Origin of the sequence: Prauserella salsuginis, assembly GCF_024648885.1 — a bacterium.
In the GTDB taxonomy this organism is placed as follows: Bacteria; Actinomycetota; Actinomycetes; order Mycobacteriales; family Pseudonocardiaceae; genus Prauserella; species Prauserella salsuginis.
In genome coordinates, this window is sequence record NZ_JANBBF010000012.1 from 57,436 (window position 1) to 69,444 (window position 12,009).

9 protein-coding genes are annotated in these 12,009 nt (G+C 67.0%); 5 read left to right on the forward strand and 4 right to left on the reverse strand.

Annotated elements, in window-relative coordinates:
* From LY40_RS18135 to LY40_RS18150, 4 genes are all read left to right on the forward strand, one after another.
* On the forward strand, positions 1–1,356 hold the full coding sequence (locus LY40_RS18135) for an acyl-CoA dehydrogenase family protein (RefSeq protein ID WP_258937535.1): 1,356 nt from the start codon (positions 1–3) through the stop codon (positions 1,354–1,356).
* A 180-nt stretch (positions 1,357–1,536) separates the two neighbouring features.
* Positions 1,537–2,820 (forward strand): cytochrome P450, encoded by a 1,284-nt coding sequence (locus tag LY40_RS26410; RefSeq protein WP_258937536.1) that lies wholly within the window; start codon positions 1,537–1,539, stop codon positions 2,818–2,820.
* A gap of 110 nt (positions 2,821–2,930) precedes the next feature.
* Complete coding sequence (locus LY40_RS18145) at positions 2,931–3,125, forward strand: ferredoxin (RefSeq protein WP_258937537.1); 195 nt, start codon at positions 2,931–2,933, stop codon at positions 3,123–3,125.
* 6 nt (positions 3,126–3,131) lie between these two features.
* Positions 3,132–4,304: an NAD(P)/FAD-dependent oxidoreductase gene (locus LY40_RS18150; RefSeq protein ID WP_258937538.1), complete on the forward strand. Its 1,173-nt coding sequence runs from the start codon at positions 3,132–3,134 to the stop codon at positions 4,302–4,304.
* Between the two features lie 1,089 nt (positions 4,305–5,393).
* Here the strand turns inward: LY40_RS18150 and LY40_RS18155 are convergent.
* From LY40_RS18155 to LY40_RS18165, 3 genes are read right to left on the reverse strand one after another with little or no spacing between them, the layout of a single operon-like run.
* Positions 5,394–6,866: an aldehyde dehydrogenase gene (locus LY40_RS18155; protein ID WP_258937539.1), complete on the reverse strand. Its 1,473-nt coding sequence runs from the start codon at positions 6,864–6,866 to the stop codon at positions 5,394–5,396.
* Entirely contained in the window at positions 6,866–7,924 is a 1,059-nt protein-coding gene (gene dmpG, locus LY40_RS18160) for a 4-hydroxy-2-oxovalerate aldolase (protein WP_258937540.1), read from the reverse strand. Before dmpG ends, LY40_RS18155 begins: the two co-directional genes overlap by 1 nt.
* Positions 7,921–8,802 (reverse strand): acetaldehyde dehydrogenase (acetylating), encoded by an 882-nt coding sequence (locus tag LY40_RS18165; protein WP_258937541.1) that lies wholly within the window; start codon positions 8,800–8,802, stop codon positions 7,921–7,923. Before LY40_RS18165 ends, dmpG begins: the two co-directional genes overlap by 4 nt.
* Positions 8,803–9,170: 368 nt before the next feature.
* Here LY40_RS18165 and LY40_RS18170 point away from each other — a divergent pair, with 368 nt between their 5' ends.
* Positions 9,171–10,241, forward strand: coding sequence for a VOC family protein (locus tag LY40_RS18170; protein WP_258937542.1), 1,071 nt, complete (start codon positions 9,171–9,173; stop codon positions 10,239–10,241).
* A 188-nt stretch (positions 10,242–10,429) separates the two neighbouring features.
* On the opposite strand, the gene LY40_RS18175 is transcribed toward LY40_RS18170, so the two are convergent.
* Positions 10,430–11,998 carry a PucR family transcriptional regulator gene (locus LY40_RS18175; RefSeq protein ID WP_258937543.1) on the reverse strand — a complete coding sequence of 523 codons (1,569 nt, stop codon included), beginning with the start codon at positions 11,996–11,998 and terminating at the stop codon, positions 10,430–10,432.
* Positions 11,999–12,009 lie beyond the last annotated feature (11 nt).

The window sequence follows — 12,009 nt, forward strand, 5'->3', positions numbered from 1 at the left end:
TTGAGGTTACGGTTCTCAGACGCCTTGCTAGACGGGTCGGAGCTGTTCCCAGCGCTCCGGCTCCTCGACGGCACTGTGCGACAGGAGAATCAAGTGACTGCGGTTGACGAGAACGCGACGACGGCTGAGGAGGGTCTGGCCGGACCCCCGCGCACGGCGGACAGGCTCTACCACGACCTGACGACTCCGGAGGAGATCCGCTCGGTGCGGATGCGGGTGCGGACGATGGCCAGTGGCGTGGTCGCGCCGGTGGCAGCACGCATCGCCAACGGCGATGAGCGCACTGACGGCTTTCCGCGTGACGTCTTCGACGCACTGGCCGAGGAGGGGTTGTTCAAGATCCCGTTCAGCACCGATGTCGGTGGCGACGGGCTCGAACAGCCCGCGACCGCGACGGCAGTGGCCGTCGAAGAGCTCGCCTACTACTCCAACAGCGTTGCGGCGATCTTCGACGTGCACTGCATCCTGGCCGGCAACGCGCTCAACCAGGGCAGCGCCGACCAACGTGACCGCTGGCTTCGGCCGATCGTCGGGGGTGAGATCGTAGGAGCCTTCGCTACTAGCGAACCGGCGGCGTCGAGCGACCTCTCGCCGGAGGCAGTGCAGACCACCGCGGTGCGAGACGGGGACGGTTGGCTCCTCAACGGACGGAAGCGGTGGATCACCAACTCGGTCGTCGCTGGCATGATCGTCGTGCTCGCGCGCACCGGCGACAGGTTGACGACGTTCATTGTCCCGGTCGGGACGCCTGGCGTCACGATCACCACGCCGGACCGCAAACTCGGCAACCGGGGGCAGATCACCGCGGACGTCGTTCTCGACGACGTCCGCCTCGGTCCTGAGGCAGTCCTCGGCGAGGAGGGCGGTGGGCTGAAGATCGCGCTCCAAACGCTCACCTACGGCCGCATCGGCATCGCCGCTGCCGGAGTGGGCATGGCCCAAGCCGCCTTCGACCACATGGCCCACCAGCTGCGTACCAGAGAGGCCTTCGGCGGCCCGCTGGCAGCCAATCAGCACTGGCAGTTCCTCATGGCCGACCGGGCGACTGAACTCGAGGCGGCCAGGGACCTCTACCTCAAGGCAGCTCGGCGGCTAGACTCCGGAATCCCTTTCCCCGAGCCAGAGGCAGCGATGGCGAAGCTCTTCGGGACACGCCTGTCTGGCGATATCGCCCGAGACGCTGTGCAGGCGTTCGGCGGATTCGGCTTTACCTATCAGCGCGGCGCGGACGACGCACCAGGACCAGTGGAAGCGATCTACCGCGACGCGAAGATCGGCGAGATCTATGAGGGTGCCAACGAAATCCAGAAGTGGGTCATCGCCCGGCAGATCTTCGGACGCGACGTGACCGGCTGACCGGGTGTGTATACGGCTTGCCCGCCCTCAACGGGCAGGGAAGCCGTATACGCGGGGCTGAGTGCAACCGACAATCCAATATGGCTGAAACGTCGTTGTGACGCCCGTCGCTCCGGCCGAACCTGTTCGGGACACCTTCGGGAGACGTTCCCGTTCCGACAACTAGGAGGGCTGGTATCCGTGAGCACTGTCGACAAGTGCCCGATCGGTGAGATCGGGGAGAATTTCGACCCCCTCAACCCGCACACCGCACTCGAGTACTACACGCGAGCGCGCGCTGAGCAGCCGGTCTTCTACAACCCCAGACTCAACGTCTGGGTCGTCACCAAGTACGACGACATCAATGAGATTGAACGACTCGTCGGAACGCAGAAGTACACCGCCAAGGGCGCGCTCAACCTGGTCAAGCCACCGTGCCCCGAAGCACTCGACGTCGTCATGAATGCCGGGATCAAGGTCGACAACACCATCGTTGACGAGGACCCGCCCGAGCACACGGTGAAGCGCAAGGTTCTGCGCGAGTACCTGGGCGAAGACGTCGTCAACCGGTTCGAGCCGCAGATCCGCGATCTGGTGAACCGCAAGCTCGACGGACTGGTCAAGCGCGGGGATTGCGACCTGGTTGGTGACTACGTCTTCGAGGTCCCTGCCTGGGTCATCTTCCAGCTTATGGCCGTCCCTTCGGAGGACATGGAACGTATCCGCGAATACGCGAAGGGAAACGGAAAATTCGGGTTCGGCATCCCGACCGACGAGGAGCAGGTCGAGGACGCCAAGGGAATCGCCCAGTACTGGGAGTACGCCAAGGCGCACGTCGACAAGCTGGTGGACAACCCCGGCGACGACATCATGAGCCACTACATCCGGCGCCTCAAGGAGGAAGACGCCTCCCTGTTCGACATCCAGGACGCCTACACGGTCATGCTTCAGCTGCTGTTCGCCGGGCACGAGACCACGACGAACACCTCGGGCAACGCGTTCCGGCACCTGCTGGAGAACCGCGACCAGTGGGAGATGCTCTGCGAGGACCCGTCGCGGATCCCGCACGCGATCGACGAGGTCCTCCGGTACGCCACTCCCGTGCCGCACTGGCGGCGGACCACGACCGAGGACGTGGTGATCCAGGGCGTGAAGATCCCGGCCGGAGAAACCGTGATGATCGCGTTGCACTCGGCCAACCACGACGAGGACGTTTTCGACGACCCGAGCAAGCTCGACATCTCCCGCAAGAACGCCCGGCACCACCTTGCGTTCGGTAAGGGCCGTCACCGCTGCATCGGAGAAGCTCTCGCCCGGCTCGAATTGAAGGTCATCCTCGAGGAACTGGTGCGCCGCCTGCCGCACGTCCAGCTCGTCGAGGGGCAGCCCTGGATCTACGGCGAGAACATCTCCCACCGCGGTGTTGAGCACTGCCTGGTCACCTGGGACCCGTCGCAGAACCCGATCCCTGCCGACCGGCCCTGATCGGGCACAACCGCCGCGGCCGGGAACCGCGCGATTCCGGTTCCGGGCCGCGGTTGTCACCCCGCGCGGCGCGCGGGAATCGCACCCACTCATCACGAAGGACCAGAACCATGAAGATGATCGTCGACTACGAACTGTGCGAAGGCCACGGCGAGTGCGTCGTCGCCGCGCCCGAGATCTTCGAGATGGACGACGCCGGGGAAAAGGTCGTCCTCCTCCAGGAGAACCCCGACGAGAGTCTGCGGGAGCAGGCCGTCGAGGCCGTCAAGATCTGCCCGATCGCCGCACTGCAGCTGGAGGGATGACCCGTCATGCGTCGCATCGTGGTTGTCGGAGCCGGCCTCGCCGGGCTGCGAGCCGGTCAGGAACTGCGGGAGAACGGTTTTGACGGCGAGCTGTCCATCGTCGGTGATGAGACACATCTGCCGTACAACCGTCCTCCACTGTCGAAACAGGTCCTCGCCGGTGAGATGGAACCCGCTGACTGCGCGTTCCCCCTCGGCGACCTCGACGCGACGTGGGTTCTGGGACGTCCGGCCGCCGGGCTCGACACCGGTGGCCGGACCGTCCAGCTCGCCGACGGCGGCGAGCTCGCCTATGACGGCCTGGTGATCGCCACCGGGCGCCGAGCACGCGAGTGGCCCGAGCCGCTACCGCAGGCGGGATTCCACGTGCTGCGCGGACTCGACGACGCGGTCGCACTCCGCAAGGCCGCGGAGGAGAACCCTCGCGTCGTGATCATCGGCGCCGGTTTCATCGGCTGCGAGGTGGCCGCGACCTTGCGGAAGCGGGGACTGGAACAGGTCGCCCTCGTCGACGTCGCGCCGCATCCGATGCCCGCGCTCGGACCGGACTTCGGCAAGCGGGCCGCCCAGCTGCACACCGAGCACGGTGTCCAGCTGCACCTGAACACCAAGGTGGACCGCTTCGAGGGAACTGAGCGCGTCGAAGCCGTGCACCTGACCGACGGCACCCGTCTCAACACTGATCTCGTGCTGATCGCCCTCGGATCCACGCCGAACACCGAGTGGCTGACCGGATCGGGTCTTGCGCTCGAGGACGGAAACGTGCTCTGCGACGAGCGGTGCTTCGCCGTCGGGCACACCGACATCGTTGCGGCCGGCGACGTGGCCACGTGGCCACATCCACGCGTGGACGCGGCGATCCGGGTCGAGCACTGGACCAACGCCTGCGACATGGCCCGGCGCGCTGCGCGTAACCTCCTCGACCCCGCGGCGGCGGAGGACTACGCGCCGGTGCCGACCTTCTGGTCCGACCAGTACGACGCCAAGATCAAGGCCGTTGGGCTGTGGGCCCGCGCGCAGCAGGTCGCCGTCGTCGACGAGGATCCCGAGGCCGGTCAGCTGGTCTTCGAGGGGCACAACGGCGACGACCTGGTCGGTGCCTTGATGGTCAACAAGAACAAGGCGTTCATCGACTACCGTCGCAAGCTCGACTCCCGCTACACGGTGCCCAAGGCCTGATCTCCGGCCCCCGATGAGTCGCATGACGGACGGGAGAAGAAGCGGTGCGCAGCCGGACTCCAGGTATGAGCGGATCGTCGTGGTCGGAGCGAGCCGTGCCGGTGCTGAGGCCGTTGGGCAGCTGCGAGCGCAGGGCTTCGCCGGCGAAGTGACCGTCGTCGACGCCGCCCGCCTGGACCCGACGCCCGCCGGTGCGAACGAGTTGTCGGGTGTCAGGCGGTTCGGCGTGACCGCGGTCGGTCTGGACACCGGGAAGCGCGGGGTACGCCTCGCCACGAGTGAGAAGCTCGCCTGCGACGGCCTGATCGTCGCCACCGGGTGCCGCATGCCGACTCCTTGCCTGAGGTTGGTTCCGCTGGGGCGCGCGGTCGGCGCAGGGTTGCCTCCCACGCGCAGGCGAGCCGGACGCCGGTCTCCGGGTCGCTGGCCGTGCTAGACCTCGCTGTGGCTGGAGCCGTGCCGAACCACGATTCGACGCACGGCACCGGCGGGACGAGCCAGCACACCGGTCGGGAGATGGTCGCGCGGGAAGCGCGAGAGCAACTCGCCGCTGCACGCGCCGTGGTGATCTTGGGTGCCGCTCCATCGGTGGAGTGGCTCAGCGGGGCGGGCGATCGTGCGCTCTGCCGGCGTTCTCTGCGAGTCGAGTTGGCGGTCGTGGGCGCGGACGGCGTTGTCGCGGTCGGCTCAGCAGACTGCTGGCAGCCGCGGCTGAGGAGCTAGGGAACGCTCGTCCAGCACGGGGCACCGGATCCGCGGCTGGTCGTCACCGCTGGTGGCAACCTCCTGGCGGGTTCGGCGAACCAGAACCACACCCGTGCCAGCCCGCGCTCACCGGGTCCGACGACTACGGTCGCCATTTCCAGTGCGGCAGTATCACCGGGAGGGCGGAGCATCCGCACCGGCGTTGAGGGAGCGTCCAATGCACCATCACGTCCGGGATCAGACCATCGAGGTGCGAGTTGTTCACAGCGGGCGAGCCGACCAGCATCGCGGGCAACCTGACATGAGGCTCGTGGGGTGGCGCGCCATCCAGGCAACGAGTGAGGTCCCGGTTCCACGGAACCGGGACCTCACTCGTTGTGGAGTTCAGCTGTGCATGCGCATGGTGACCGCACGCGGATTGGTGAAGAACTCGCGGGAGTACTGGCCGCCCTCACGTCCGACGCCGCTGGCACCCTCGCCGCCGAAAGGCAGTCGCAGGTCCCGCTCGAAGAAGCAGTTGAGCCACACCATGCCGGCCTTCCACTGGGCCGCGAGCCGGTGGGCGCGGTCGAGGTTCTGCGTGCACAGGATTCCCGCCAGGCCGTAGGGACTGTCGTTGGCGATGGCCAGCGCTTCCTCCTCCGTGTCGAAGGGGATCACCGTTTCCACCGGCCCGAAGATCTCCTCTCGCGCCGTCCGGGTTTCGTTGGTGAGGCCCGTGATTACGGTCGGGGAGTAGTAGAACCCATTGGCGAGGGCATCATCGGTGAGCCGCGCACCCCCAGTGATGATCTTGCCGCCTTCGGTCTGCGCCAGCTCGACGTAGCCGTGGACCTTGTCCAGGTGCGGCCCCTCGATGAGCGGGCCGAGGTTGGTGTCCGGCTCCTTCGGGTCGCCCACCTTGAGCGCCTGTGCCTTCTCGGTGAACCGCGCGAGGAAGTCGTCGAGGATGCCTCGCTGGACGAGCAGCCGCGATCCGGCGAGGCACACCTGACCGCTGCCGGCGAAGACCCCCTTGATCGCGACATCGGTGGCGACCTCGATGTCGGCGTCGTCGAAGACGACGTTGGCCGACTTCCCGCCCAGTTCAGCTGACACGGGCGTGAGGTTCGCAGCGGCCGCCGCAAGGATCTTGCGGCCTGTCGTCGTCGAGCCGGTGAAGGTGATCCGGTCGACCCGCGGATCCGCGGTGAGGGGACCGGCCACCTCGTCGCCACCGTAGCCCTGGACGACGTTGAGCACGCCTTCCGGAAGACCGGCCTCGAGCGCGAGCTCGGCGAAGCGGGCCGCCGACAGCGGCGTCTGCGGCGCCGGTTTGAGCACGACGGTGTTGCCGAAGGCCAGTGCAGGCGCGAACTTCCACGACGCCAGCATCAGCGGCGCATTCCACGGGCTGATCGCCGAGACGACGCCGGCGGGTGGCGTCAGCACGTACGACAGCAGGGACCCGTCGGGGTAGGCCTCGTTGGGTGCCATGGCCGCGTAATCGGCGAAGAACCGCAGGTTGTGCGCCACCCGGGGTGTCTCCGCGTGCAGCATGTGGTTGAGGACCTTGCCGCCGTCCCAAGTCTCCAGGAGCGCGAGTTCGGCCCGATGGGAGTCGACAGCGTCGGCGACGTCGTGCAGGGTCCGGGCCCGTTCCTTGGGCGTCATCCTCGGCCACGGCCCCTCGTCGAACGCCCGGCGAGCGGCGGTGACCGCCCGGATGCCGTCCTCGGCCGTGCCCCGGGCGACAGTTCCCAGCAGCGTCTGGTCGTGCGGGTCGCGGGTTTCGAAGGTGTTCCCGTCGGAAGCGTCCACCCACTCGCCACCGATCAGGTGCCGGACGGACCTCGTCCCATCTGGTGCAGTCTTCATCAGGTACTCACCGCCCCGGACAAGCGTGCGTGCTCACCGCGACCGGCCAGCTCCGCAGCCACATCGATGATCATGTCTTCCTGGCCGCCGATCACACCTCGACGCCCGAGCTCCATGAGGATGTCGCGCTCCTTGACCCCGTACTTGTTGGCTGCGCGCTTGGTCGGGTGGAAGAAGGTCGAGTAGACACCGGCGTATCCGAGGATCAGTGCTGTCTCGTCGACGATCTGCGGTTCCTTCATCAGCGGAGCGACCACGTGCTCCGCGGTGTCGATCAAGGGGAAGAGGTCTACCCCGGTGTCGTAGCCGGCGCGCTCGAAGGCCGCGGCCAGCACTTCGGTCTGGGCGTTGCCCGCGCTCGCACCGAGGCCGCGCAGCGAGCCGTCGATGTGCGTGGCGCCTTCGTCCGCGGCGGTCAGGGCGTTGGCAATGCCCACACCGAGGTTGTTGTGCGCGTGGAATCCGAGCTCGGCGCTGACCGCCTCGCGCAGCGCGGCCACCCGAGCCCCGGCCCCGTCGGGCACCATCGCCCCGGCGGAATCCACCACGTAGATGACCTGGGCGCCGTAGGAGTCGAGTTTGGCGGCCTGCTCGGCCAGTGCCTGCGGCTCGAGCTTGTGGCTCATCATCAGGAAGCTCATCACGCGCATGCCCTGCTCACGAGCCCAGACGATGGGCTGCTCGGCGCAGTCGGCCTCGGTGCAGTGCACCGCCACGCGAACGGTCCTGGCGCCCGCGTCGATGGCCCCCTGCAACTCCGCCAGAGTCGCGATGCCGGGTACGTAGAGCACGGCGATGTCGGCCTGCGAAGTGGCCTCGACCGCGGCGCGGACGTACTCGGGGTCTGTGGCGGCGGCGAAGCCGTACTGGATGGACGAGGCACCGAGTCCGATGCCGTGCGCGACTTCGATCGTGGATATGCCCGCCTTGTCCAGTCCTTTCGAGACCTCGGCGACCTGCTGCGGGGTGAACATGTGCGACACGCTGCTCATGCCATCGCGCAGACTGGTGTCGACGAGGGTGACTTTGGGACGGGCGTTCGGCTTGCGGATGCTCATGCGGCGGCTCCGTTCTTGAGGCTCGTGCTCGCGACCGCCTCGGCCACCTGCATGGCGGCAGCGGTGATGATGTCGAGATTTCCCGCGTAGGCGGGCAGAAAATCACCCGCGCCCTCGACCTCGAGCATGACCGTGGCCTGGTCGCCGTCGACCTCGACGAAGCGCAGCCGGTAACCCGGCACGTACTTCTGGACCTCGGCGACCATGTCCCGAACCGCCTGCTCGATGCGGGAGGGATCGGGGTTGCGGACCTTGGCGTAGACCGTGTCGCGCATGATCATCGGTGGTTCGGCAGGATTGATCACCGAGATCGCCTTGGCTTGGTCGGCACCGGCGACAGCCGAGAGCGCGTTTCCGGTTTTCTCGCTGAACTCGCTCAGGTTCTGCCGGGTTCCCGGCCCTGCGCTGGCGCTGGCGATCGCGGCGACGATCTCGCCGTAGGAGGCGTCCGCGACGTGGTTGATCGCCCAGAGGATCGGGATGGTCGCCTGGCCGGCGCAGCTGACCATGTTCATGTTCGGCGCGTCGATGTGCTCGTCGAGGTTCACTGCGGGGACCACGTGAGGCCCGACCGACGCCGGGGTGAGGTCGATGGCTCGGATTCCGGCCTCGGCGTAGCGGGGAGCGGCGGCTGCGTGCACCTTCGCCGAGGTTGCCTCGAGAACGATGTGTGGCAGTTCCGGCCGGGCGAGCAGCCAATCCACGCCTTCGGCCGACGCCTCCAGACCCATCTCCGCTGCCCGCTTGAGGCCCTCGCTGTCGGGGTCGATGCCGATCATGTAGCGGGGCTCGACGAGCTTTGATCGTTTGAGCTTGTAGAGCAGGTCGGTTCCGATGTTGCCGGACCCGACGATCGCTGCCTGCACTCGCGCAGTCATCGTCACCACTTCCTGTTCCGGACCGCGACTTGGTCCCTTGCCTCGGAAAGTAGGCGCATTGCGGGCTGTGCAGGGGTGGGCTCCGGCAATGCGGAACCAGCTGAACGCGCCCGGCGAGGTCGGTTCCGATATCGGCGACGAGTCGTTCGCCAGGCATGGTTGCGGGCTTGGCTGACCTGCGCGACTCGTGTTCGGTTTCGGACGCGCTGTTCCTGACTGTCGAAAGCGCGATGGTCGGTCGGTGCCGCTGTCCGGGGTGGCCGGACGGTCGTAGCGGACCGCGCAGGCCTGTGCCAGCTTGTGGCGCATCGATCGAACGCGCTTCCGCGGTGGTGTCCGTGCCCGCGCAACGTTCTGAGGAGAGAACGATGAGTGAAACCATGCCTCGCTTCGAGGTGGCGCATCTCGCGCGAACCGAGCTTTTCACGCCGGACCCCGACGGCACGCTGTGGTTCTTCACCAAGCTGCTGGGGATGTACGAGACCAAGCGCGACGGCCAGTCGGTGTACCTGCGGGCCTACGAGGACCCGTACCAGTGGAGCATCAAGATCACCGAGGCGCGCAGTGCGGGGCTCGGGCACGCAGCGCTTCGCACGAGTTCGCCTGAGGCTCTGGAGCGCCGAGCGAAGGCGCTGAAGGACACCAACGTCGAGCTCTCCTGGTCCGAGGACGAGTTCGGCTACGGCAAGACCCTGCACTTCCAGTCGCCCGACGGACACAACTTGTCCCTGCTGTGGGAGGCGGAGAAGTACCAGGCGCCGCCGGAACTGCAGAGCAAGATCCTCAGCAGGCCCTCCAAGAAGCCGCTGCAGGGCTTGCCGGTCAAGCGCATCGACCACATCAACCTGATGGCCAGCGACGTCACGTCGGTCAAGGACTCCTTCGAGCGGCACCTCGGGTTCCGCACGACCGAGCGCGTCGTCGATGGAGAGGTCGAGATCGGTGCGTGGATGAGCTCGAACATCCTCGGCCACGAAGTCGCGTGCATGCGCGACATCCTCGGCGAGCGAGGACGCCTGCACCACGTGGCGATGTACTACGGCATTCCGCAGCACAACATCGATGCCGCGGAGATGTTCCGCGAGTACGACATCCAGATCGAGACCGGCCCAGACAAGCACGGCATTACCCAGGGCTCGTTCCTCTACGTCTTCGAACCGGGCGGCAACCGCATCGAGCTGTTCGGCGACACGGGCGTGCTCTCCCTCGAGCCCGATTGGGAAACCAGGACCTGGCAGATGTCCGACATCGACACCGGGTTGGCCATCGGCGGAGCGAAGCTGCCGTTCGAGACCTACTTCACCTACGGCACCCCGAGCAAGCTCACGCTGGCCGACCACGTCGCGCAGTTCGCGGGAGGTCCACCTACCGCCGACGCCGGCTCGGCGGAAAACCCCGAGGGTGCTGACCGGAATGCAACGAGCATGGTTGCCGGCTGAACGCTTTCATGAGAACCGGGTGTGGGCGCGCTTGCCCTGGCCGCGCCCACACCTCCGTGGTGTTGCTTGTCTTGATGCCGCAGAGGGTTCGCGGGGTTGTCGCGTTGGGCAAGGGCGAGCCCGTGTCGTTGGAAGCGATCGTGGTGCCGGGTCCGGGGTCGGGTGAGGCTGTGGTGCGGGTTGGTCTGCTACTTGCGTAGCAGCCGGATGGTCAACGACAGTTCGGCAAGGTCAGTCAGGGAACGGAGGTCGTAGCCGATCGCGGTGCCGGCGCGCTTGAGGCGGTAGCGCACGGAGTTCGGGTGCAGGGCGAGTTTGCGCGCGGTCCGTTGCATGTCGCAGTCGCAGTTGAAGTACGCGTTGATCGCTTCCATGAGCGCCTCGTTCTCGGCGATCGGGGCGAGTATTCGGCGTGCCTTCTCACGCACCGACGCCGCATCCTGGCCTGCGACCAGCCAGTCGACGAGGCCGATCTGCTCGAACCGGAGTACGGGCCGCCCACCGCGAAGGGCTGAGGCGAGGGCCAGCTCGGCCTCCCGTAGCCGGCCGGGGCCGACGGTGAGGTCGGTGAACGGCTCGCTCATCCCACAGTGCACGGTGTCCGGCAGCGCGTCGAGCCACTGATGCAGCGCGGCCTCGTCCGCCTCGACCAGCCCCACGATCTGCGAGGCGTGGCCCCCGAGCAGCAACCGCACATCGGTATCGAGCGCCGCCCGCTCCATCGGTGCCGCTTGTTCGAGGCGTTCCACATCGCTGAGCCGCTCGTCGTCCGAGTGGTCCCAGCTCGTGTCCGTCAGTGCCAGCAGACGCATCTCGCCGCCCCGTGGAAACCTGTGCATTTCCAAGCGATCCCAGATGTACTGGGTATCGGACGGTTTGCCGGCCACCACCAGGCGGATCAACTCTGCTCGACGCAAGCGACTTTCCACGGCGACCGATTCGCGGGACCGCACGATCATCGCGATCAGTCGCCGTGCCGCCTCCAACGCAGGTTCGGCCAGATCTTCGGATACTGAGCGTCGGCGCGACGCCACGGCCAGCCAGTGCAGCACGGTGTCGGTGCGGATCGGATCGGCGACGACGTGCCATCGGCCGATCGTGAATCGTCTGCGTTGGGTGGGATTCCCGGCGATCTCCGCGCGGATGATCTGAGTCGGGCCCACCCCGGAGGATGCCACGACGGTGCCGGACTGGTCGTAGAGAACCACGGTGCCGCGGAGCAGCTCGGCCAGTCGGTGGACCAGAGCAGCCGGAGCGTCTTGCTCGGCAAGCGATTCGAGCAGGTAGTCCTGAATGCTGATCGTGCGGCGGAGCAGGTAGACGTCCTTCGTGAGGGTCGCCCGGTTCACCACGTCGATGATTTCCAGGAACGGAGTCTGCAGCGGCACGGACAGCACCGGGAAGTCGCAGCGGTGCGCCTCGTCGAGGAGCGCGGTCGGGACCGTGTCCATGGACAACCCGATTCCGAACCCCAACGCCGCCATGCCGCTCGAGTGCAGTTCTCTGACCAGGTCGCGTTGCTGGTCGGCAGTGCTGACCGGGCCGCCGAACCGGGCTCCGGTGGTGAGCATCAGCCATCCCGGCTTCATCCAGCGGGACGGGTTTTCGATCTCGATCGGGTGCGCGCCGTAGATCGGGGTGTCGGGGTCACCGTCGGTAACCAGCTTGAGGCCGAGCTGCTGTTCGGCCAGGAGATCCACCAGGCGGAAATGGCCGTCCGGCGCCGGCGCATCGTCGCGTCGTTTGTGTGCGTCCACAGTCTCCAACC